Origin of the sequence: Mesorhizobium sp. M0136 (assembly GCF_040322515.1) — a bacterium.
Lineage (GTDB): Bacteria > Pseudomonadota > Alphaproteobacteria > Rhizobiales > Rhizobiaceae > Mesorhizobium.
The window spans coordinates 267,605-287,471 of record NZ_JAMYTP010000002.1; the positions used below are offsets into that span (position 1 = coordinate 267,605).

At 63.2% G+C, this 19,867-nt stretch carries 27 protein-coding genes; 3 read left to right on the plus strand and 24 right to left on the minus strand.

The annotated features are described in order from the left end of the window. From NKJ35_RS03095 to NKJ35_RS03110, 4 genes are all read right to left on the minus strand, one after another. Positions 1-1,092: an ABC transporter ATP-binding protein gene (locus NKJ35_RS03095; RefSeq protein ID WP_352644898.1), complete on the minus strand. Its 1,092-nt coding sequence runs from the start codon at positions 1,090-1,092 to the stop codon at positions 1-3. Further along, a complete protein-coding gene (locus NKJ35_RS03100; protein ID WP_352644899.1) occupies positions 1,089-2,042 on the minus strand; it encodes a carbohydrate ABC transporter permease in 954 nt (317 codons plus the stop codon). The genes NKJ35_RS03095 and NKJ35_RS03100 overlap by 4 nt, the downstream gene beginning before the upstream one ends. After that, positions 2,039-2,899, minus strand: a complete 861-nt coding sequence (locus NKJ35_RS03105) for a carbohydrate ABC transporter permease (protein WP_352644900.1) — start codon at positions 2,897-2,899, stop codon at positions 2,039-2,041. Before NKJ35_RS03105 ends, NKJ35_RS03100 begins: the two co-directional genes overlap by 4 nt. A 78-nt stretch (positions 2,900-2,977) precedes the next feature. Next, positions 2,978-4,591 carry an extracellular solute-binding protein gene (locus NKJ35_RS03110; protein ID WP_352644901.1) on the minus strand — a complete coding sequence of 538 codons (1,614 nt, stop codon included), beginning with the start codon at positions 4,589-4,591 and terminating at the stop codon, positions 2,978-2,980. Between the two features lie 370 nt (positions 4,592-4,961). On the opposite strand from NKJ35_RS03110, the gene NKJ35_RS03115 reads away from it, so the two are divergent. Together NKJ35_RS03115 and NKJ35_RS03120 are read left to right on the plus strand one after the other, a co-directional pair. Then, positions 4,962-5,993, plus strand: coding sequence for a LacI family DNA-binding transcriptional regulator (locus NKJ35_RS03115; protein WP_352644902.1), 1,032 nt, complete (start codon positions 4,962-4,964; stop codon positions 5,991-5,993). 24 nt (positions 5,994-6,017) lie between these two features. After that, positions 6,018-6,302, plus strand: coding sequence for a hypothetical protein (locus tag NKJ35_RS03120; RefSeq protein ID WP_352644903.1), 285 nt, complete (start codon positions 6,018-6,020; stop codon positions 6,300-6,302). Position 6,303: 1 nt separating this feature from the next. Here the strand turns inward: NKJ35_RS03120 and NKJ35_RS03125 are convergent, their stop codons facing one another. From NKJ35_RS03125 to NKJ35_RS03190, 14 genes are all read right to left on the minus strand, one after another. Beyond that, a complete protein-coding gene (locus NKJ35_RS03125) occupies positions 6,304-6,726 on the minus strand; it encodes an aconitase X swivel domain-containing protein (protein ID WP_352644904.1) in 423 nt (140 codons plus the stop codon). Further along, positions 6,723-7,970: an aconitase X gene (locus tag NKJ35_RS03130; protein ID WP_352644905.1), complete on the minus strand. Its 1,248-nt coding sequence runs from the start codon at positions 7,968-7,970 to the stop codon at positions 6,723-6,725. Before NKJ35_RS03130 ends, NKJ35_RS03125 begins: the two co-directional genes overlap by 4 nt. A 79-nt stretch (positions 7,971-8,049) precedes the next feature. Next, complete coding sequence (locus NKJ35_RS03135; protein ID WP_352644906.1) at positions 8,050-9,117, minus strand: ABC transporter ATP-binding protein; 1,068 nt, start codon at positions 9,115-9,117, stop codon at positions 8,050-8,052. Further along, on the minus strand, positions 9,117-9,905 hold the full coding sequence (locus tag NKJ35_RS03140; RefSeq protein WP_352644908.1) for an ABC transporter permease: 789 nt from the start codon (positions 9,903-9,905) through the stop codon (positions 9,117-9,119). Before NKJ35_RS03140 ends, NKJ35_RS03135 begins: the two co-directional genes overlap by 1 nt. Next, on the minus strand, positions 9,905-10,774 hold the full coding sequence (locus NKJ35_RS03145) for an ABC transporter permease (protein ID WP_352644909.1): 870 nt from the start codon (positions 10,772-10,774) through the stop codon (positions 9,905-9,907). The genes NKJ35_RS03140 and NKJ35_RS03145 overlap by 1 nt, the downstream gene beginning before the upstream one ends. Before the next feature lie 60 nt (positions 10,775-10,834). Further along, the gene (locus tag NKJ35_RS03150) at positions 10,835-11,896 is read right to left on the minus strand and encodes an ABC transporter substrate-binding protein (protein ID WP_352644910.1); all 1,062 of its coding nucleotides are present in this window, start codon (positions 11,894-11,896) and stop codon (positions 10,835-10,837) included. Between the two features lie 39 nt (positions 11,897-11,935). Further along, complete coding sequence (locus NKJ35_RS03155; RefSeq protein ID WP_352644911.1) at positions 11,936-12,922, minus strand: PfkB family carbohydrate kinase; 987 nt, start codon at positions 12,920-12,922, stop codon at positions 11,936-11,938. Further along, complete coding sequence (locus NKJ35_RS03160; RefSeq protein ID WP_352644912.1) at positions 12,919-13,965, minus strand: ADP-ribosylglycohydrolase family protein; 1,047 nt, start codon at positions 13,963-13,965, stop codon at positions 12,919-12,921. Before NKJ35_RS03160 ends, NKJ35_RS03155 begins: the two co-directional genes overlap by 4 nt. A gap of 2 nt (positions 13,966-13,967) precedes the next feature. Beyond that, the gene (locus NKJ35_RS03165; protein ID WP_352644914.1) at positions 13,968-14,693 is read right to left on the minus strand and encodes a GntR family transcriptional regulator; all 726 of its coding nucleotides are present in this window, start codon (positions 14,691-14,693) and stop codon (positions 13,968-13,970) included. 167 nt (positions 14,694-14,860) lie between these two features. Then, positions 14,861-15,112, minus strand: coding sequence for a hypothetical protein (locus NKJ35_RS03170; RefSeq protein WP_352644915.1), 252 nt, complete (start codon positions 15,110-15,112; stop codon positions 14,861-14,863). 286 nt (positions 15,113-15,398) lie between these two features. Then, complete coding sequence (locus NKJ35_RS03175; RefSeq protein ID WP_352475485.1) at positions 15,399-15,629, minus strand: DUF2934 domain-containing protein; 231 nt, start codon at positions 15,627-15,629, stop codon at positions 15,399-15,401. Positions 15,630-15,710: 81 nt separating this feature from the next. After that, positions 15,711-15,923 (minus strand): hypothetical protein, encoded by a 213-nt coding sequence (locus NKJ35_RS03180; protein WP_254820502.1) that lies wholly within the window; start codon positions 15,921-15,923, stop codon positions 15,711-15,713. A gap of 125 nt (positions 15,924-16,048) precedes the next feature. Further along, positions 16,049-16,354 carry a DUF1236 domain-containing protein gene (locus tag NKJ35_RS03185; RefSeq protein WP_352475486.1) on the minus strand — a complete coding sequence of 102 codons (306 nt, stop codon included), beginning with the start codon at positions 16,352-16,354 and terminating at the stop codon, positions 16,049-16,051. 364 nt (positions 16,355-16,718) lie between these two features. Further along, a complete protein-coding gene (locus NKJ35_RS03190; protein WP_352644917.1) occupies positions 16,719-17,012 on the minus strand; it encodes a hypothetical protein in 294 nt (97 codons plus the stop codon). 168 nt (positions 17,013-17,180) lie between these two features. Between NKJ35_RS03190 and NKJ35_RS03195 the strand changes: the two genes are divergently transcribed. Next, complete coding sequence (locus NKJ35_RS03195; protein ID WP_254820499.1) at positions 17,181-17,456, plus strand: hypothetical protein; 276 nt, start codon at positions 17,181-17,183, stop codon at positions 17,454-17,456. A 58-nt stretch (positions 17,457-17,514) separates the two neighbouring features. Here the strand turns inward: NKJ35_RS03195 and NKJ35_RS03200 are convergent, their stop codons facing one another. The 6 genes from NKJ35_RS03200 to NKJ35_RS03225 form a co-directional block, all read right to left on the minus strand. Further along, the gene (locus tag NKJ35_RS03200; protein ID WP_254820498.1) at positions 17,515-17,814 is read right to left on the minus strand and encodes a hypothetical protein; all 300 of its coding nucleotides are present in this window, start codon (positions 17,812-17,814) and stop codon (positions 17,515-17,517) included. A gap of 171 nt (positions 17,815-17,985) precedes the next feature. Beyond that, complete coding sequence (locus NKJ35_RS03205; protein WP_023675762.1) at positions 17,986-18,309, minus strand: hypothetical protein; 324 nt, start codon at positions 18,307-18,309, stop codon at positions 17,986-17,988. Then, a complete protein-coding gene (locus tag NKJ35_RS03210; RefSeq protein WP_352644920.1) occupies positions 18,309-18,512 on the minus strand; it encodes a hypothetical protein in 204 nt (67 codons plus the stop codon). The genes NKJ35_RS03205 and NKJ35_RS03210 overlap by 1 nt, the downstream gene beginning before the upstream one ends. Next, a complete protein-coding gene (locus tag NKJ35_RS03215) occupies positions 18,497-18,766 on the minus strand; it encodes a hypothetical protein (RefSeq protein ID WP_352644921.1) in 270 nt (89 codons plus the stop codon). The genes NKJ35_RS03210 and NKJ35_RS03215 overlap by 16 nt, the downstream gene beginning before the upstream one ends. Beyond that, positions 18,766-18,978, minus strand: coding sequence for a hypothetical protein (locus NKJ35_RS03220; protein WP_352644922.1), 213 nt, complete (start codon positions 18,976-18,978; stop codon positions 18,766-18,768). Before NKJ35_RS03220 ends, NKJ35_RS03215 begins: the two co-directional genes overlap by 1 nt. Position 18,979: 1 nt before the next feature. Further along, a complete protein-coding gene (locus tag NKJ35_RS03225; RefSeq protein WP_352644923.1) occupies positions 18,980-19,783 on the minus strand; it encodes an N-acetylmuramidase family protein in 804 nt (267 codons plus the stop codon). Between the last annotated feature and the right edge of the window lie 84 nt (positions 19,784-19,867).

The following is a 19,867-nucleotide window of genomic DNA, read 5'->3' on the forward strand; positions in this document are numbered from 1 at the left end:
TCAGCCCGCTCTCAAGGCAAGGCCGGTGGCGGCGTCGAAGACGCGCACCGCCTTCACCGCAGGTGCGACGACGGCTGCCTGCCCGATCGCCAGCCCGACATCATTGTCGAACACCGCCTTAACCGCGGTTTCCCCGTCGCCAAGGTGGATGATGGTGCGCGCGCCGATCCGCTCGACGAAACTCACCGGCATGGACAGGCCACGGCCGTCTTCAGCCAGCATCACCTGCTCCGGTCGAAAGCCATAAAACACCTCGCCGCGCAGCCGGCGCGCGACATCGGCGATCTCGACCGGCAGCGGCGGCGTCGCCCCGAGCGGGCCGAGATCGACGACCAGGCCACGGTCGCTTTCGGCCAGCCAGCCCTTGAGCAGGTTCATGCCCGGCGCGCCGATGAAGCGGGCGACGAAGACATTGGCCGGATCGTTGTAGACCTCGAGCGGCGTGCCGACCTGCTGCAGCACGCCGTGGTCCATCACCGCGATGCGGTCGGCCATGGTCATCGCTTCGAGCTGGTCGTGGGTGACGTAGACCATGGTCTGCCGGAACTGCCGCTGCAGCTGCTTCAATTCGGTCCGCATCACCGCCCGGAAGGCCGCGTCGACATTGGAAAGCGGCTCGTCGAGCAGGAAGATCGCCGGCTCCATGATCGCCGAACGGCCGATCGCCACCCGCTGCAATATGTTGACCGAAAGCCGGTCGGCCTTGCGGTCGAGCAGCGGCGTCAGCTGCAGCATCTCGGCAATGGCGCCAACGCGGCGGTCGACCTCGGCCTTGGGTGCGCCGCGCATTTTCGGCCCGTAGGCGAGGTTCTGCCGCACGCTCATATGGGTGAAAATCGCATAGTTCTGGAAGACGAAGCCGACGCCGCGCCGCCCCATCGGCACGCCGGCCATGTCGCGCTCGCCGAACAGGATCTTGCCGCTGGTCGGCTCTTCCATGCCGGCGATCATGTTCATCGTCGTCGATTTGCCGCAGCCCGACGGCCCCAGCAGCGCCATGAACTCGCCGTCGGCGATGGCCAGATCCATCGTCTTCAGCGCGGTGAAATCGCCGAATTTCTTGACCAGGTTCTGCAGGTGGATGGTGCTCATGCCGCCACCTCGCGTCCCATGCGTTTCATGGCAAACACCGCGGCGATGGACAGCACGATTAATATGGCCAGCGCGATTGCCGCCACATAGCCCCAGATCAGGTCCTGGGTGGTGAGCTTGTAGATGTAGACGGAGATGGTTTCGGTAGCGACGCCGGGACCGCCGCCGGTCATGATGTAGAGCGTGTCGAAGATCTTGAAGTTCTCGATCACCCTGATCGCCAGTGCGATGATGATGATCGTCTTCATCTTCGGCAGCACGATGGTGACGAACCGCTGCCAGGGGTTGGCGCCGAGCAGCGTCGCCGCCTTGATCTGGTCCTCAGGCACGCCGACCAGGCCGGCAAGCAGGATCAGGAACATCAGCGGCGTCCACTGCCAGATGTCGGCGACCATGACGGCGATGAGTGCCAGCGTCGGGTCCGACAGCCAGGCGATGGTGACTGGAAAGCCGGAGATCGCCGACAGGATGTCGTTGACCGGGCCGCCTGATTGAAACAGCATGAAGAACATGTAGCCGGCCACCGCCGGCACCACCATCATCGGCATCAAAAGGATCGAGTAGAAGATCCGTTTGCCCGGAAACTCGTCGGCAAACAGCGTCGCGAGCGCCAGCCCGAGCAGGAACTCCGCCGGCACGCAGACGATCATGACGATGGCCGTGCGCTTCAGCGCGCTCCAGAAGCGTGCGTCGACGGCAAGGTCGGTGTAGTTGGCGAAACTGTTCCACATCGACCAGGCATTCCACCAACCGGTGCCCGACAGCGGCGACCAGTCGGTGAGGCTGATATAGAGCTGCATCAGGAGCGGGAAGACAGCGATAAACAGCACCAGGATCTGCGCCGGCAGGGTCAGCCGGAAGCCGAGCCGTGCGCCCTCGTCCGGCAACACCGACGCCGCTTTGGAGGCTAACATGTCGCCCTCCGAAATCGTCGCTGCCACCGCGCTCATTGTTTGAGCGCCCCGAAGGTCAGCCCGCGCACCAGATGGCGCTGGATGGCGATGCCCATGATCACCGGCGGCACCGCGGCGATCAGGCCGAGAGCAGCCTTGGCGCCATAGAGCTGTCCGGTCATCGAGGAGGACAGCGAGGCCATGTAGACAGGGACCGTCACCCATTCGCGCGTCGTCAGAAGTAGCGCAATCAGATAGTCCGACCAGCTGAGGATGAAAACGAACAGCGCGGCACTGGCCAACGGCGCGCGCATCATCGGCAGCGTGATGCGGGTAAAGACGCGCCACCGCGAACAGCCCTCGACCAGTGCCGCCTCCTCGATCTCGCGCGGCATGTCGTCGAAGAAGGTCTTCATCAGCCAGAAGGCGAAAGGCAGCGTGACGATGCCATAGATCAGCGACAGCCCCCACCAGCTGTCGGTGAAGTTGAGGAAAGCCCACATGATCATCACCGGGGTCATGACCGCCATCGGCGGAAACAGGCGAAGCTGGATCAGCGCCAGCGGCAGGTTCTGGCCCGAGCCGAAGCGCGACAGCCCGTAGGCCGCCGCGGTGCCCGCCGACATGGCGATTGCCGTGCCGAACGTGGCCGACAGCAGCGATGACAGGATCGGCTTCAAAGCTGTGCGGTCGAGCGCGACGATCAGATTGTTGGTCGATTCACCGAAGACGAAGCGGAAATTGCTGAGTGTCGGGTTCTTCGGCCACCAGGTCAGGTCGGCGCCGGTCGCCGACCATTCGGCGATCGGCTTGAACGCCATCGACACCATCCACAGGATCGGCACCAGCGTCACCGCCATCGCTGCAAGGATCGCGGCATAGCGGAATATCTCGAAAGGGACTGAACGCTTCATCTTGCGGCTTTGCTGGGTCCTTCGTTGGCGAGGGGAAGAGCGGCCGCTCCTCCCCTCCTTGGTAAGATCCTGCGAGGATCAGGCGATCGGATCGAGGACGGTCGGCCAGGCCTCCTTGTTGGTCTTGATGGCTTCGAGAAGCTTCTCCTCGCCGGTCCGGCGGGCAATCTTCTTCCACTCGGCCTCGGTGTCGGCCATCGCCTGCTCGGCTGTCTTGGCCTTGGTCAACGCGGCGACGAGGTTCTCGTCCAGCGCGTTGTGGAAGGCGGTGGCGCCGGGATAGTTGATGGTGGGCACGGTGCGGGCGACCGTCTCGCGCACCACGTCCATGTGGTAGGCGTGATAGGTCTGGCGAACCAGCGGATCGGAGAAATCCGACAGCCGGAACGGATCGAAATAGCCGCCCGGATTGGCGGTCATCCAGGCGTAGATGCGGCTTGAACCCAGCCATTGCAGGAACAGGTAGCAGGCTTCCGGGTTCTTGGCTTGCGAGGAAACCGACGCCGACAGGTTAAGCCACAGCACCGAACGGCTGACCAGTTTTCCGTCGATCTCGCGGCCGGGCGGCAGCATGGAGCCGATCTTTCCAGTGACAGCTGAATCCTTGTTGCCGGCATTGTCGAGAAATTTCGGCAGGTTGGAGAAGGCACAGGTCATGGCCGCACCGCCCTTGGCGAAATTGCCGTACTGCTCCGGCCAACCCCAGGAGATCGCATCCGGCGAATGATGCGAGAGCGACGCAATGTACTCGCTGGTCGCTGCGATACCTTGCTCCGAGTTGATCAGCGGCTTGCCGGCATCGTCGAACAAGAACTGATTGGGCGAAGCCATTGAGACATAACGCTGATACCAGTTGGTATAGCCCCAGCCCTGGTTGCGCAGATCGGTCGAGCCGAACAGGCCCTTGTCCGGGCGCTGGAAGAAGGCTGCGATCTCGTCATGCTGCTTCCACGTCTTCGGCGCTGCCAGTTCATACCCGTATTTGTCGGAGAAAGCCTTCTTCTCGGCTGCGTCGCCGAACAGATCGGTGCGGTAGACCCAGGTCTGGAAATCGCCATCCAGCGACACGCCGTAGGTCGAGCCGCGATACTGGTTGAGCAGCGAGACGCCCTTGGGGCCGTTGACGTAGCCACGCTCGGGATCGTCCCATTCCGGCTTATATTGTGCAACGAAGTCGTCGAGCTTGAGGATGCCGCCGGTTTCGGCGAGGTCGCCAAGACGGTTCCATTCGACCGCGTAGATGTCGTAGGCTCCACCCTTGGTGGAGATGTCCTGCATCGTCTTGGTGAATTCCTGGCCGTTGGGCACACCGACGATCTCGAGCGGAATACCGGTTTCCTTCTCCCATAGATCCTTGATCGACGGCGCGCCCGCCGGAAACGGCTGCGTCAGCTGGCCGATCGAACCGTCGGACAGGCCGAGCACGATCTTCGTCGGCGCCTTGCCGGCGCCCTTCATCGCCTTGGCTGCCTCGATGGCGCGGCCCTCGGGTGTGTCGGCGCCATACTGATAGCGCTCCGAGCCGTCGAAGCCGGTCGGGCCACCGATCATGCCGGGCGCCAGGGCATCGGCCGCATAGGCACGGCTTGGGCGAATGAATTTCGGCGCGATACCTGCGGCGGCAACAAGGACTGCCGCCTTTCCACCGGACGCCAGCAAACGGCGCCGCGACACGCGGATCAAATTCGACATTGGAAATCCTCCCTCAGGGCCTTGTTCCTCCACGGCCCTTATGATGGATATTGACGGCACTGCACCAAGGCTGTCAACATCATAAATAATCAAGACACATCATAATATCTCAAGGGAGGGGAAATTGGCGTTTATCAAGGCTCTCGCACTGAAGCCGGTGCTTGAATTTGAGGGAACCAGGCTGCCCACCTCGGCGCGTTGGTCCGCTTCGGAATTTGGTCTAGCGCAGCGACTTGCGGATCGGCCAAGGCCGGTTACATCATTTCCCATCAGAATCGCGAGCGGCGATTAGGCCGCTCTCCGACATCGGACCTATGAAATGCGTAATCTCGATGCGCCTTTGGCACATTTTGGAATGAGGTGATCGACAGTGCGGTCCACCCTGACAGACATAGCCCGGGAAGCCGGCGTTTCCGCCGCCACGGTCGACCGTGTGCTCAACAACCGCGCCGGGGTCAGGGCGCGCACTCGCGAGGTCGTGCTCGAAACGGCACAGCGGCTTGGCTATATCGCTGAAAATTCAAACAGTCCGAGCTCGCTCAACGCGCTGCGCGGTGAGGTCATGCGGCTCGATTTCGCCCTGCCCGCCGGCACCAATTCCTTCATCAAGATGCTGCACAGCCAGATCGAGGCGCAGGCGCAGTCGCGCCCTGACCTCGACGTCCGCGTCGCCACTATCGAAGGCTTCAATCCGGATCGGCTCGCCCGTCTGCTGCAGGAACTGCACGGGCAGACGCAAGGCGTTGGTGTGATCGCGCTCGACCATCCGACGGTGCGCGAGGCGATCCGCTCGCTTTCGGCCAGCGGCGTCAAGGTGGTCACCCTCGCTTCCGACATCCTGCATGTGCCGAGGGTTGCCTATATCGGCATCGACAACCGCGCCGCCGGCCGGCTCGCCGGCTACCTGCTCAACCGCTTCATGGGCGCAGGGCGTCCGGGCAAGGTCGCGCTGTTCGCCGGTTCGCTCTCCTACCGCGGCCACGAAGAGCGCGAGATGGGCTTCCGCCACATACTGACGGAAGAATCGCCCAATCTGCAGATCGTCGAGATGCGCGAAATGCTCGACGATCGGGAAAAAGCCTACTCTGAGGCCTGCGCCCTGCTGGACCGGCACCCGGACCTAGCCGCCATCTACAATGTCGGCGCTGGCAACACCGGCATCGCCCGCGCGCTGAAGGAACGCGGGCGCGCGCTGTCGACGGTCTTTCTCGGCCATGAGGTGACGGAAGGCACCAAGGAGCTTCTGCTCGACGGCACGCTCGACGCGGTCATCGACCAGAACCCGCGCGTCGAGGCCCGCGAGGCGCTCAACACCTTGACCCACGCGGTCAAGGGCTTGCCCTACGAACTGCACCAGCCGAGGCTGCAAGTGATCTTCAGGGAAAGCATCCCGGAGATCTGAACCCAGGTGAATGGCCGGGGTTTCGTGAATCGTGCCGGCGCGCTTATCGACGCCAAGATCGTCAGCGTCGTCTATTCTGGCCAGCCGCTGAACAACAGGATGTTGGAAGACCAGCTCACCGTTGGCGCGCAATATCTCAGCGTTGGCAAGATCACGCGCACCAACCGCAGCAAACCGGACGAACCGGCGCTCGTCGATGACGGCTTCGATCTGGTCAACGTCTTTGCCACTGGCGCACCAACGGCCACGCCAAACTCGATTTCAGCGTCGACCTGGCGGCGGGGCGCGGCAGGACTGATGGCCGGCTAGACTAGAGCTTGCTCACCATCGCTTGCGCATCTTCGCCCAGATCAATAGCGATCCGGTCGCCGGAGGCAATGCCTGATATGTCGCAGACGACCAGCGGCATGCTGATTTCGTAGAGGAATTCGGCAACGATGGCGCCGACGGCAAGGATCGGGTCCGGCCGCTCCAGGATAATACCGGCCGGCGCCGTTCCTCTGCGGATCGCTTCGGCCAGAACCGAAGACGAGGACGACGACCCCCGCCCGCTCGGCATCACCAGGATCCTGCCGGCGATATTGCCGCCCAGGTCCGGATGCGAATGGTCGATGATGTCGCCCGTTTCGACGTCGATCCCGCCCCAGAAGCTGAGCGCCTGCGAAAGCACCAGCGCCGGGCCTTGTGCGGAGCCGGCAAGGTGGAATGTACCGGTTCTGGCCGGCGCCTTCATGGCGCGCCTCGCACGACGCGGCCGGCCGCGGCCGAGCGGACGCAGTCTTCCATGTCGCCGAAGGCCACCGAGACACCGATGTTGCCAGGTGCGTAATGCGCCCATTTGCCCGAATTGGTCATCACCACGCCGTCGAGACGCTCGAGGATCGACGTGACATAGGTGCAGGTGTCGGTGACCGGGACAAGGCCGAAGGCTTCCATGCCGGCCAGTGCGCCTTCGTCCTGCAGTCGTGTCAGCGTGGCACGCCCTGTGTTGACATAGATCGGGACGCCCCTGCCCGGCGCAACTTCGCGCAGCAGCGGCAACAGGCGCATCCACTCTTCATGGGAGAAATGCGGCGTGCCTAACGACACGGCTGCAAGCTGCACGCCGTCGGGGACGCTCGACAGCCTGGCCAGCGCATGGCGGATATCAGCGCGAGAGATCCGGATTTTTTCCTCCGGCGCCAGGCCGTGCAACGCCTCATCCAGCGTCGTCGCCTCCGGCGTAATGCCGACCGCATGAAACAGCGCCACAGCGCCCGTCGTTGCCGCCGCCGCCCCCAGCGCCTTCAGTTGGTCCTCGTCGCGCGGCTGCGGCAGGCCTGATATGACAGGAATGCGGTCGCCGCTCTTTTGCCCGACAAGTAGTCCGACACCCACGAACAGGGCGTCGCTGGGCTCGAGGCCGCCAGTCAGCTCGAACAGGATCTGGCCTCGTCGATTTTCACTCAGATGCAGTCCCCAGGCCGGCGCGCGTCCGGTCATTGCGCAGCATAAATCGATGAAATCGCCATAGCGGTTGGTTCGCGCCCCGATCACCGAATTGGCAAAGACGATGGCGTTGGACTCACCCCAGGCTATCTGCTCGCCGAACCTTGGCCGGAACCGAGTCTGATAGGGTGCGCAGGTGAAGGTCGCCTGGCAGCCGAGGTCCAGATGCGCCATCATCAGGCGTCGCGCCGGCGCTTCTTGCGACATCGGCATCTTCACCAATCTGGGATGGATGAGGTCGAACGAACCGACATTCAGCGTCGTCGGCACCCGAACGCGGCCGCCGCCCTCGATCAGCCTTTCGACAAAATCGAGGCTGGCCTGGCCGTGATAGAGGCAGCCGTCGATATGGGCACCGGCAATATTCAACAACTTGCGCGCGCCGACCGCCTTCGCGAAGGCGACCAGGATCTTCATGGCGGCAGCCGCTGCCGAGCCTTGCTCGCCATGCAGCATCGACTGGTCGCCGGCCGTCAATTCCAGCGTCATCGAGTATTCCGCTCACACTTTGCCCGACCATGCTTTCCCCGATTGCGGACCGCCTGGCAAGACTGAAGGATTGGATCTGCTAGCTCGCGTCGATCAGCACCGTACTCTCCGACGACCAGCGCAGCACCACCTGTTGTCCTTCCGCCAGCTTTTCGATGCCGGTGTTCTGCACGATGACCTTGATTGTCTGGCCATCGCGATCGACAAAATACGTGCTGTTGTTGCCGGCGAAGATGCGCTTGGAAACCCGCCCCGTGAGCATGTTGGCATGGGCTCGGTCCGGAACGCCGGCATTGGTGGCGATGCGGATTCGTTCAGGCCGCACGGCGCAGCTCGCCTTCGTGCCGGCAACAAGCGTAACCCCTGCGCCTGCGGCAATCCCCGTTCCGTCAGGCAGCCGGATGCCCGTACCAGTGGCGTTGCCGCGAAGGATGTTGGCGTCGCCTAGGAAGGTGGCGGCAAACTCACTCTTCGGCCGATCGTAGATCTCCTCGGGCGGGCCTTCCTGCACCAGTTTGCCATCGCGCAGAATGCCGATACGGTCGCTCATCGTCAGCGCTTCTTCCTGGTCGTGGGTGACGAAGATCGTGGTGATGCCGATCTCGCGCTGAATACGCTTCAATTCGATTTGCATGTCCACGCGCAGCGCCTTGTCGAGCGCGCCGAGCGGCTCGTCGAGGAGAAGCACGCGCGGCGTGGTGACGATCGCGCGAGCGAGCGCCACCCGTTGGCGCTGGCCGCCGGAGAGCTGGTGCGGCCGGCGACCGCCGAGCGTGCCGAGTTGCACGAGGTCGAGTGCGCGCTGCACCTCGCTGGCAATCACCGCCTTGGGCTCGCCACGCACCGACAGTCCGAAGGCGACATTGTCGGAGACACTCATATTGGGAAACAGCGCGTAGTTCTGGAACACCATGCCGATGCGCCGCTTCTCCACTGGCACCCGCTCAACACTTTCGCCGCCTATGGAGATGCGGCCAGAGTCGGGAAAGTCGAAGCCGGCAATCTGGCGCAGGAGCGTGGTCTTGCCGCTGCCGGAGGGACCGAGCAGGGCGTAGAAGCCGCCGTCGGCGAAATCGATCGAGACATCGTCCAGCGCCTTATGCGCACCAAAACTGCGCGATACATTCGATACCCGCACGCCGGCCATTATTTCTCTCCGCCGAATTTGAAGAAGCGCGCTGTCAGCAGCATCAGCGCCATCGACACGACAATTATGATTGTCGAGACAGCATTGATCTCGGGCGTGAAACCCTTGCGGATCGCGGCGTAGATTTCGACCGGCAGCGTCGTTTGGCCGGGCGTCGACAAAAAGTAGGAGACGACGAACTGGTCGAAGGACACGGCGAAGGCGAACAGCCCGCCGGCAATGACGCCCGGCATGATCCAGGGCAGGGTTACCCGGTTCGTCACCTGCCATTGATTGGCGCCGAGCGAGCGCGCCGCTTCTTCCAACTCGGGCGCGAAGGTCTGCAGTCGCGCCGACACCACGACGATGACATAGGGCAGCGCAAGCGCGACGTGGCCGAGCAGGATGGCGACCAGGCCGCGCCCAATGCCGACGCCGAAGAAGAAGATCAACATCGCCGTGCCGGTAATCAGCCACGGAATGGCGATTGGCGGAAACAGCAGCGCCTGCAGGAATTTTTTGCCGCGAAACTCATAGCGGTAGAGCGCCAGTGACGCCGCCGAGCCAAGCACCACGCAAATGATGGTGGTGATGACCGCGATCTCGAGGCTGTTCCAGGTGGCTGAGATGAGCTGGTCGTTCTGCCACAGCGAGGCATACCATTCCGTCGTCCATTCGAACGGCAACTGATAGAAGGGCGAAACGTTGAAAGACATCAGCGCCATGATGATGATGGGCACATAGAGGAAGGCGAGCAACAGCCAAATGTAGAGGCGGCCGAGCCATTCGAGGACCCGTGTCGTCGCCATCACGTAGCCCTCCTCAGCACCGGCGAGGCAACCGCCAGGATGACCAGCACGACGGCCAGCAGGATAAAGGAGAGCGCAGCACCCAGCGGCCAATTGAACACGGCGACGAACTGGTCCTCGATGACAGTGCCGTAAAAGGTGCCGGTACGGCCGCCAAGGATGCGCGGCTCCATGAACGAGCCAACGACCGGGACGAAGATGAGGGCTGCGCCAGCCACCAGCCCCGGCATCGACAGCGGAATGATGACCCGCTTCAGCATCTGCAGCCGCGAGGCACCGAGCGAGCGCCCGGCCTCGATCAGCGAGTCATCGATGGCCTGTAGGGTCAGGTAGCAAGTCAGCACCATGTAAGGAACGTAGGAGTGCACTAGCCCGATGATGACGGCCGGATAAGAATACATCAGGTCGATACTGATCTTGAACGGCAGCACGGCGTTGAGCGCGGTGTCGAGAATGCCTCCTTCGCGCAGCACCATCGCCCAGGAGAAGATGCGCACAAGCCCGTTTGACCAGAACGGCAAGATGACGAGGAGGAAAATCGCCTCGCGGCTGCGGCCTTTCAGCACCTTGGCCAGCACATAAGCGGCAGGATAACCGATGATGATGCACCACAGCGTCACCTCGAGGCCGAGGCGCAGCGAGGCGAGCAGAAGCGTCAGGTAGAGGCTCTGCGAGAAGAAGGCGGCATAGTTTTCGAGCGTGAACGCCCACGGCTTGCCCGACAGCGGCAGCTCGGTCATGAGGGAGAAGAATACCATGGCTGAGAGCGGCAGGAAGATCGCAACCGTCAGCCAGAGATAGGCAGGCGCCAGCAGTGGCAAGGCCGATCTCAGCCCGCTGCGCGACGCGGCCGCAACCTGTGCTGCCATGACATCCTCCCAGGGAAGGATCAGCCGACATGTAAGATCGGCTGATCCCGCTTTCTGCTGTTACTTCACGTTGACCTTGAGCTGCTGCCAGAGCGACAGATAGGCTTCGCGCTGGGCGTCTGTGATCGGCGCCTGGAACTGAATGCGCTTGGCAACTGCCGGGTCACCCATCACCTTGCGGTTGAACGCATCCTCGGGAAGTGCTTCCACAGCCTTGGTATTGGCGGATACCGGGGCTCCGACCTTGGTGACCCATTCGACATAGAACGTCGGGTCGACCATGTAGTTGATGAAGGCCTCGGCGCCGGCGACATTCTTGGAACCGACGGGAATGGAGAAGGCGTCGAGCCAGGCGACAGCGCCCTCCTGCGGGATCACGAGCGAGACCGGCAGCTTGAAATGGGTCTTGGCGCGGTCGGCCGAGCCGCTCCAATAGGTGCCGATGTCGATCTGGTTAGAGGCAACCATCTGGTTCCAGTCGTTCTCCGAGCTCCAGAACGTCTTGATCTGCGGCATCAGCGAGGTGAGTTTCGCCTTGACCGCCTCCATGTCCTTGACATCGTTGATGTTCTGGCCGGTGGCAATGGCGCCGAACTGCACCGCCTCGACGGCATCGTCACGGATGGTGACGCGGCCCTTGTGGGCGGGATCCCACATTTCGGCGATGCTCGTTGGCGGCTTGTCGAAGGACTTGTCGTTGATGGCGAGCGCCGTCAGTCCCCAGACCCAAGGTACCCCATAGACCTTGCCGTCATGGACGAGCATCGGCGAACTCGCCTTGTCTTTGCTGATGTCGGCATAGTTCGGCAGCTTGGATGTGTCGATCGGCTGGATCAGCTTTTCCGCCATTGCCTGGTCGTTGAAGGCGGCGTTGATCATAACGACGTCGTAGAGGCCGGGATTGGTCCTGAGCTTGGTCAGCATTTCCTGTTCGGAATTGAAGAAGTCGTTGACGACCTCGTTGCCGGTCGCCTTCTCGAAGGCCTCGATGGCCCACGGCTCGTCGGCGCCGTAGCCCTTCCAGTTGAGTACGTGCACCTCGTCGGCCTTGGCGGCAAACGCAAGTGCGGAGATGAGGACGGCGGTCGCCGTCAGCAGGGCAGTCAAATCGGGCATGCGCATGTTCGTTCCTCTCTGTGTTTGCCCGCTTCCCGGGCTTTGTCAGGCTGTCGGGCGTTTGGCCTCTTGCTTCCGGCCATGGAGGCCGGTCGGCGGACCGTCAGCATGGCTCAGGAATGTCTGGATCTCGTGGTCGGTCGGTGCTGATGAACCACCGTGGCGGGTGACGGAAATGGCCGCCGCCGCATTGGCGTAGCGCGCTGCCGCAAAAGGCGGCATGCCGCGCGCCAGCGCACTGACGAAAGCGCCGATATGAGTGTCGCCGGCGCCGTTGGTGTCTACTGCCGCGACCTTGAACCCGGGCACGTCTTTCGCGGTGCCGTCGGCCAGCCGCACGAAGCAGCCTTTCGCGCCAGCGCGGACGACCACGCCTGCCGCCTTGGAGCAGTGGCTGGCCAGCAGCCGGGCAGCAATGGCCTCGACATCGCCGGTGCCGGCGATCTCAGCCGCTTCGGCGGTGTTGCAGCTCAGCCAGCTCGTGTGCGCCAGCACCCGGTCGAGAATGGTGCGCGGAATGTCCGAGATGACCGGCGTCGGATCGAAGACCAAGGGAATTTCGGCCGGCAGCGCCTCGGTCCAGTCGACCAGCGCGTCGCGGCTTCCAACATAGCTCAGTGTGTAGCCGGAGGCGAACACCCAATCCCCCGGCGCAACCCGGACGGGCGCCATCATACCGAGGCTGAGCACACTCTCGGCGCCAGGCCATGACACGAAGGTTCGCTCGGCGTTGCCGCTGATCATGGCGACGCAATTGCCGCTGTCCATTACGAGTGATGCCGGCGTCAGGATCGCAATGCCTTCGGCGGCAAATGCGGCACGCAGGAAGTCGCCATTCGGTCCGCTGCCAAGCTGGCCGCCGAAGACGACCGTCATTCCGGTGCGGCTGGCAGCGACCATCATGTTGAAGCCGCCGCCGGCGACCTGAACAAAGCTCGATGCGGTCTTTTCAGTGCCGGGCGCCGGCAAGGCGTCAATACGGTAGACGTAGTCGACCACCGCGCTGCCGACATGGACGAGACGCCCGCTCATGCCGCATCCTTGCCGGTACCGGTCTTGTCCGCACCGCGCTTGGACATCCGCGCCGCAACAAGGTCGGCGGCGAGCGCGCCAACCGCCGCTATGTCAATGCCCTTGAGGTCTGCAACGCGGTCCTGAGGCAATCGGGAAAAGCCGGTGCAGGCGCCGGCCATGCCGGCCGCGATAGCGCCGATCGTGTCGGTGTCGCCACCGAGATTGGCGCTGATGACCGCCGCTTGCCACGGATCACCGCCGGCGAGTTCCAGCACTGCGAATGCAGCCGGAACGGACTCCTGACTGGCGACGCCGGTGCCGACCAGATCGCTGATCAGCCGAATCGCGTCCGTCGTCGCCTTGCCGCGGACGAGCCCCCTCGCCCAGTCGATGCGGGCGGCGATATCGCCGCCGGTCACCCAGTGGCCGAGCTCGGCGCCACGCTTGGCCGCAACAATCGCCTGATCCGAAGCGGCGCGCCACTCGCCGCCGCCGACGCCGCAACTTACCGCGGCGGCAACGGCCGCGGCCGAGGCGATGGCGATCGAGGTGTTGTGCGTCGCCCGGCAAGTTTCCGCGACTTTGGCGACCAGCGCGTCGAGCGGCTCGGTCGGCATCATGATGCCGACCGGCGCGATGCGCATGGCCGCACCGTTGGTATCGCCGCTGCGGCCAGCCTCCTCAGGTGGTACACCGGCATTGATGGCGTCGATGGCGCGTTTTGTCGACGGTCCTAACAAGTCGTAGCTGCCGCGCGCCTTGACCTCGCGCTCCCAGGCGAGCAGGGTGTTGACCCAGCGCGCGTGATCGAAGTGGTCACCGGAGTCGACCAGTATGCGGCCAAGCAGCAGCGCCTGTTCAGTGTCGTCCGTTATGGTGCCGGCGGCGAGGCCTTTCGACGCCGGATGGTCGGCGACGGGCGGCACAAAGTCCTCGACATGGCCGTAGAGTTCGGCGATCCGGGCCGGCGACAGGAGCTGTGTCGGCATGCCGATCGCATCGCCCAGCGCCCCGCCCATCAGCGCACCCATGGCCCGGTCGATCATCTCGGCCGTATCCATGCTCAGAACTCCAGGTGGAGGGCGAAATGCGCCGGATTGAGCAGACTGGTGACGTGTTCAATGGCGCGGCCATCGGCGGCGCGCGTCAGCCGTCGCGTACGCAGGAACGGCGTCCCTGGCGCGCAGTTCAGGATCGCTGCATCCCCTTGGCTGAGCATCTCGATATCGACCCACTCCTCGCCGTGATCCGGCACAAGGCCGGCACTGCGCAGCGTCTGGTGCAGCGAGCCTTCGCGCAGGCCGCGCAACGGCACGTCCTCGAGTTCAGGCGAAAGCGGCAGCCGGCTGCGCTCGATCGAGATGGCATGCCCGTCATCGGCGTTTGTGCGCACGCGGTCGACAGCGATGAAGAAGGGGCTTTCGATCCCGAGTCTGGCTGCGAGATCCGCGTCCTGCAGTACTTCGAGCCTGAGTGTGCGGGTCTCAGCATTGGCGCCGGCATTGGCCAGCGCGCGCGACCAGCCGACCGCGTCGTCGACCGGCATTCCGTCGAAGGTGACGAAGGAGCCGATGCCGACCTTGGTGGTGATCAGCCCGCGGCTCGACAGTTCCTCCAGCCCCTTGCGGACGGTATTGCGGCTGACGGAGAAGCGCTGGACCAGTTCGTTCTCGCTTTGCAGGCGATCACCGAAACCGAGAACGCCGGAGCGAATCTCATGCTCGAGAACAGTCGCGATCTGTTCGGGCTTGCCCGTGCCGGGAGACGATAGAACCACGCGACGGACCATAGGTATACCTGTTCATTGCACCTGTATAGTCCTGTGCAATGTATCTGCAAAGCCAGCTCTGTCAACTGACCGCGGGAGGGGACAGATAGACCACGCTGCTTGACGAAACCTGGTGGCCGTGAAGACCATGCGAGGTGCCGCGGGCGAACAGGCCGCTGGAGATGTCACTATTCGCTGCTGGAAGACCCGTCGACTGCCCCGTCGCCATCTGCGGAGCGGGGCAGGATGCCGAAGTCGCGCGACTTGGTCCCATGCGCCGCCGTCAGGAACCCGTCGGCGGTCAGCCCACGTCTCAGCAACTCCCGTACCGCGGCCGACCGGCTCGGCATGTGCTTTTCGAAGCGCCAGTTCTCCAACGCCGCCAGTTCATCGACAGTCAGCATGATCTGCAATCGTTCCGGGCGTTCCAGTTCGGGCATCTCGGCCTCCAGTGAAGCGATGCGAGAGTCGGCTGGTGGGCGCCGCAACAGACGAACGTCGCAACGGGTCGGCGGCCGAAAAGGCGAATTCCTAATCTGCAAACCACAACATCAAACCGACCCCTCGGCAATGGAACAATGGGCCGAGAAGATCCGCCCTGCGCGGGTTTGCTTCACCGTGCTGCGTCATTTTTGACCGGTCTGGACTGTCTCTGCTGCCGACCGCAGACGAAAGTACAGAGCGCCGAACCGCGAGATCCAGCGTTGGAATCAAATCCGCGCGAGTTCACGCTTTGCGTGGTCGCGCCTTGGGTTTGGTTCCGTCCTTGGCGGCCGGCGCCGGCTTAGGCTGACGTGCTTTCGACTTCGGCCGGCTGGCCGTCTCTTTCGTGGCGATTTCTGCGTCGATTTCGGCGGTAGCCTGATCCCAATGCTGCTGATGCGCCCCGTCGGGCCTGCCTGCCTGTTCCCAGATCGCGTGTGCACGCTGGCGAATCCGTTCCTGTCTGTCCCTCACCGTTGCCTCCGTCGGTTTATGCGTAAGCAACTTTGTTCTAGCTGAAATTTCGACCGGCGTCTTGAGCCCCAGGCAACACCGTCATTGAACCTCTCTGTCACACAGGACGGCGACGCCGAGGAGCGCCGCCTTCTTGATGATCAGCCCCTCAAGGTCGGCGTCCGAGCGCTCGGTTCCGGTGCGTTCGCGCAACAGTGCAATCGCCGCCTTCATCGACAGCAGCCCATCGCCTCGTTCAGCAAGCAGTTTGTCGACGGCGGCGGCCACGTTGGCCCGCTCGACATGCGGCAGCATGGGAATGGCTCCTTTCCTTGTTTCGCGACGACAGCGGCTCCATCCCGATCGCTCGGGATGGAGCTCTTATTCGATAATTTAAACCGTGACCTTTCCAAATCCGGTTCGCGGTTTGAGAGCGCCGATCACTCGATGACGTGCACGATCTTGCGGGTGCCTGGGTCGACGAGCACGGTGCGATTGCCGACGACGACGTATCTGTACTTCACGTCGGGAACATCGATCGGTTGCAGCTCGACCGTATCTGGCACCGTGGAACCGATATTGAGCTCCACGCCCAGAAGATTGATCGACGCCAACGGGTGCTTATGGACGTATTCGCGGATGACCGTCTGCTGTTCTGGCGTGACAATCACCTGGTCCGCGGTGGCCACGCCGACGCCGGCGAGCAACACCAATCCCGCCGCAGCAGGAACAAGGTGGATTTTCATCGTCTACTCCTGTTGTTACGGGCCTCGCCCTTACAGTTGCGACGCGGCATTCCGGTCGAAGCGGCGAACCCTCTAGGCAAACGCCCACGCCACCTTGTTGTTCCGCAAGTGGCGGCTAATCGAATGGCGGTGAAGTGCCCGCGCGGTGCGGCGAATGAACTGCAAATGAGCTACGGTGGCCCGCGTCGCAAGACGCGGGCCGATCGGTTTCCCGATCAGCAGCGACACCGGAGGGGGGTGATATCGGCTGCGTCTGAAACAACGTTTAGGACAAGCTAATGTTCCTAAGAGAGGGCAACAAACCTGCCGGTACAGCGCGGCGTTACCGCCCATGGGCAAGCCCCTGTGGCAGCAAATGAAGCGGCTACTGCTTGGGCGGCTGTGGCGGCACCTCGCCGGGCTTGAGCACCGGGGTCTTGCCCTCGTCCGGCGGTGGCGCCGCCATGCCCTGATCGCCCGTTGGCGGCGGCTTCAGAACCCCACCGCATGGCTCGAGCGTGTCGGACAAATTGTTGCCGGCCGGCTTCTGCTGCTGGTTCTTCTGATCCTGCGGCTCGACCTTGCAGCGGTCGGATTGCGCCTGTTCGCCCGGCTGCGCGGCCGCCGGCGCCGCCAGCAGCGCGCCTAGCATATACGGCAAGAAAATGAGCGGTCTCATGTCGAGCTCCTTTCGCGCCAGTATCTTCTGAATGTGAAGGCGGGCAGGCGCGATTGGTTCCGTCGTGCGGCAATGCGCCCGGACCGCAGCGGCCCGGAACCGGCTGCCAGACTTATGAGTTCAACCACTGAGCCAGTTCAGGGCTGCCGACATTATGGAGAACCAGCGATGGAACCGCGCAGGAAAGAACGAACCGACGACGAGACAGAGAGCCCGACGATCCAGCAGCAGGACTGGGATGCCATCCGGAGCGGGAGAATCCTCCCTGACGGCGTGCCGCAAAACGGCGACATCCGTTACGACGTCGAGAAAGACGGCGAACTGCCGGAGGAGGACGACGACAACGCCTACCAGGACAGCGACGAGGCCTTGCCGGACGATACTGAGGAACGCGTTATTTCACGCGATCTCGCACGCGAAGGTGGTCCTTTCGACGAGGAATGAGCGACTGCCTTCGCACTGCGCTCGCTGTCCGGGTAGACGGTCGGATGAGCCTCTGCTTTCAATTCGGGAGGTCGAAGACCGGCTCCTGGCAGCGATAGACCAGACATTGACCGTCACGCGTCTTGATATACGCGGAGCGCGGCACTTGCGGCCAGTCGCATTCATTGCCGAATTGGCGGACGTAACGGTCGTAGGTGTTCTGGCCGGTGGTCAGCACCACCGAGCGATGCCTCTGGATCAGAAGCTGCGTCTGTTCGCATGTCATCGCGCGGCTGTCCGGCCGGGCGTCGGCCGTCGCGGCAAACAGAAGCGCCCCGGCTGTAAGGACTGCCGCTTGTGTCAGGACTCTGCCAAGCATGAGACCATCTCCCGTGAAGCCTAACGCGCATCTTGGTTTCGCAAGCGCCGGATCGAGCCGCCCTCGCAAAGAAAAGATCGTACAGATTGCCAGGAAAAATGCAAAAGCCCGCCGCACCTTTCGGCGCGGCGGGCTTCAACTGAACGTCACTCTTAGTCAGGCTTGGGCGGCTTACTCCTCCTTCACCGGCCCGAACCGACGCACGATCATTTCGAAGACGATATCCGAGATCCACATCGCCGATACGCCAATCAGAAAGGCCGCGGCCAGCGTCGTGGTGTCGTCGTCCGGAGAAGGAATGGGCAGGCCGGCGGCGCGGAAATAATGCACGACCGGCAGCGTCAGATAGGCCGCCGCCAGCGCGCCGCAGATCGGCGAGGCCACCATTTCGCGGACCTTGTAGCGGTGACGTGACAAGGCCCGCAAAATGCCGCCGGACAGGCCGGCGACCAATACCGGCGCCTTGATGCCCAGAACGTCGAGCAGCTCATGCATCATGGCGTCCACCCGCACCATCTGGCGCCCTGCCCGTTGAAGGCGTTCATCTCGTTGAGCTCGGGCCGGGTCATGGCGGCGACGACCGGGGCGGATGGCCGGCGTGGCTGACTTTGGTCGCACCAGACTTGCCGCGGATTGCCGGTCGGCGCGGTTGTCGTGCAGCCGGCCAGCACCAGGCAGAGGATCAGCGCCTTGCCCATTTCTCAGCCTCCGCTCTTGCAGCCGCATCGGTCATGCCGGCGGCCTTCCGCCCTTCGGCGGAAGCCTCGCGGTTCATTTCGAGGCGGTCCTCGGCGGCCGCGATTTTTGCCTCTGCCTGTTTGACCGCCTCCTTCTTCGCCCGGTTGATGCCGCCCGCAATATAAAGGCCGATGCCGCCGGCCACAGCAGCGAATACCGTCATGACGACCTTGTTGCCGATGATGGCGCTGAGAATGGCAAGGAGCGCGGTCATCACAAATCCTCCGCGCGGCGGCGGCGCAGGAACTCGGTCAAGACGCCGTTGAGCACAAGAAACCAGGGGAACCATTCCCCTGGGATGACCGGCGAAAGAACCTGCGGGTCGACATAGGTGACGATGCTCGCGATGATGCCGATAGCCGCCTGAAGCCGCGCCCAGAATATTGTTTCGCTGTCGCGGAAGAAGCTCTTGATCCGGGTCCACATGTCATTTCCTTCCGAATAGTTTGAGGATTGCTGATAATTTGAGGATGGTGGCGATCAGCGCTGCCCAGAAGCCGGGCTTGGCGGCAGGCACAGGAGGCCCAGGAGGCGCGTGCGTGGCGGCCGCTTGTGGAACGGGAATTGGGCTCGCTGGCTCTGGCGGAGCTGCAGGGACGACCGCCGACGACACCGGGCCGGCAGACAGCCAAGGCGTGTCCTTGATGCGCGACCATTTGCGATAAGCCTCGGCAAGCCTGGTATCGTAGGCGTTCTTGCGATAGCCGGCGCCGTTGTAGCCCTTGGCGAAGCCCGCCCAGTCATGATTGCGCAGATTGTCGTCGAGCTTGTTCGTCTTGATGAAGTTGATCGCGGCCTCAAGCTGGGCTTCCTCGTCGGCCATCATGGCTTCCACCATGGCCTGCACTGTCGCAAACCCGGCGGCGGCGTGGTTTTCGCCGAGAACCTGGCCAAGACCCCATGACGCGGATTTGAGCGCCGCGGTTTCGTCGATCGCACAAGCTGCCTTGAGCCGTGGGTAGCCACCCCTGGGATAGGGCTTCTCGCCCCACTTCGGATAGGCGAGGCCAGCGGCTACCGCTCTTGCCCGCTTGGCACCCGACAGGTTGCGGTAGAAGACGTGCGGTTCGAACAAGATGACCGGCCGGCCAAGGGCGTCGAAGCCGTGCCCGCTGGTTTCGACATCGAGGAACGCGTGCATCTCGTCCTCGCCGACGCCGATCCGGGCGCCGAGTTTCGGCAAGTCGAGATTATCGAGGCGCTTGGCAGCGCCCTTGAACAAAAGGTCCATAGGGTTCCTTTCCGCCCTTGCGGGCAGGGTTTTGAGGTTGAAACAGCACGTGCGTGGCGGCAGAGCAGAATTGGGCGGCAGCGC

Excerpts from the sequence above, each read along its gene's own strand:
- NKJ35_RS03095 (WP_352644898.1), bottom strand. The coding sequence starts at position 1,092 with ATGAGCACCATCCACCTGCAGAACCTGGTCAAGAAATTCGGCGATTTC.
- NKJ35_RS03100 (WP_352644899.1), bottom strand. The coding sequence starts at position 2,042 with ATGAGCGCGGTGGCAGCGACGATTTCGGAGGGCGACATGTTAGCCTCC.
- NKJ35_RS03105 (WP_352644900.1), bottom strand. The coding sequence starts at position 2,899 with ATGAAGCGTTCAGTCCCTTTCGAGATATTCCGCTATGCCGCGATCCTT.
- NKJ35_RS03110 (WP_352644901.1), bottom strand. The coding sequence starts at position 4,591 with ATGTCGAATTTGATCCGCGTGTCGCGGCGCCGTTTGCTGGCGTCCGGT.
- NKJ35_RS03125 (WP_352644904.1), bottom strand. The coding sequence starts at position 6,726 with ATGAAGGCGCCGGCCAGAACCGGTACATTCCACCTTGCCGGCTCCGCA.
- NKJ35_RS03130 (WP_352644905.1), bottom strand. The coding sequence starts at position 7,970 with ATGACGCTGGAATTGACGGCCGGCGACCAGTCGATGCTGCATGGCGAG.
- NKJ35_RS03135 (WP_352644906.1), bottom strand. The coding sequence starts at position 9,117 with ATGGCCGGCGTGCGGGTATCGAATGTATCGCGCAGTTTTGGTGCGCAT.
- NKJ35_RS03140 (WP_352644908.1), bottom strand. The coding sequence starts at position 9,905 with ATGGCGACGACACGGGTCCTCGAATGGCTCGGCCGCCTCTACATTTGG.
- NKJ35_RS03145 (WP_352644909.1), bottom strand. The coding sequence starts at position 10,774 with ATGGCAGCACAGGTTGCGGCCGCGTCGCGCAGCGGGCTGAGATCGGCC.
- NKJ35_RS03150 (WP_352644910.1), bottom strand. The coding sequence starts at position 11,896 with ATGCGCATGCCCGATTTGACTGCCCTGCTGACGGCGACCGCCGTCCTC.
- NKJ35_RS03155 (WP_352644911.1), bottom strand. The coding sequence starts at position 12,922 with ATGAGCGGGCGTCTCGTCCATGTCGGCAGCGCGGTGGTCGACTACGTC.
- NKJ35_RS03160 (WP_352644912.1), bottom strand. The coding sequence starts at position 13,965 with ATGGATACGGCCGAGATGATCGACCGGGCCATGGGTGCGCTGATGGGC.
- NKJ35_RS03165 (WP_352644914.1), bottom strand. The coding sequence starts at position 14,693 with ATGGTCCGTCGCGTGGTTCTATCGTCTCCCGGCACGGGCAAGCCCGAA.
- NKJ35_RS03170 (WP_352644915.1), bottom strand. The coding sequence starts at position 15,112 with ATGCCCGAACTGGAACGCCCGGAACGATTGCAGATCATGCTGACTGTC.
- NKJ35_RS03180 (WP_254820502.1), bottom strand. The coding sequence starts at position 15,923 with ATGCTGCCGCATGTCGAGCGGGCCAACGTGGCCGCCGCCGTCGACAAA.
- NKJ35_RS03185 (WP_352475486.1), bottom strand. The coding sequence starts at position 16,354 with ATGAAAATCCACCTTGTTCCTGCTGCGGCGGGATTGGTGTTGCTCGCC.
- NKJ35_RS03190 (WP_352644917.1), bottom strand. The coding sequence starts at position 17,012 with ATGAGACCGCTCATTTTCTTGCCGTATATGCTAGGCGCGCTGCTGGCG.
- NKJ35_RS03195 (WP_254820499.1), top strand. The coding sequence starts at position 17,181 with ATGGAACCGCGCAGGAAAGAACGAACCGACGACGAGACAGAGAGCCCG.
- NKJ35_RS03200 (WP_254820498.1), bottom strand. The coding sequence starts at position 17,814 with ATGCTTGGCAGAGTCCTGACACAAGCGGCAGTCCTTACAGCCGGGGCG.
- NKJ35_RS03205 (WP_023675762.1), bottom strand. The coding sequence starts at position 18,309 with ATGCATGAGCTGCTCGACGTTCTGGGCATCAAGGCGCCGGTATTGGTC.
- NKJ35_RS03210 (WP_352644920.1), bottom strand. The coding sequence starts at position 18,512 with ATGGGCAAGGCGCTGATCCTCTGCCTGGTGCTGGCCGGCTGCACGACA.
- NKJ35_RS03215 (WP_352644921.1), bottom strand. The coding sequence starts at position 18,766 with ATGACCGCGCTCCTTGCCATTCTCAGCGCCATCATCGGCAACAAGGTC.
- NKJ35_RS03220 (WP_352644922.1), bottom strand. The coding sequence starts at position 18,978 with ATGTGGACCCGGATCAAGAGCTTCTTCCGCGACAGCGAAACAATATTC.
- NKJ35_RS03225 (WP_352644923.1), bottom strand. The coding sequence starts at position 19,783 with ATGGACCTTTTGTTCAAGGGCGCTGCCAAGCGCCTCGATAATCTCGAC.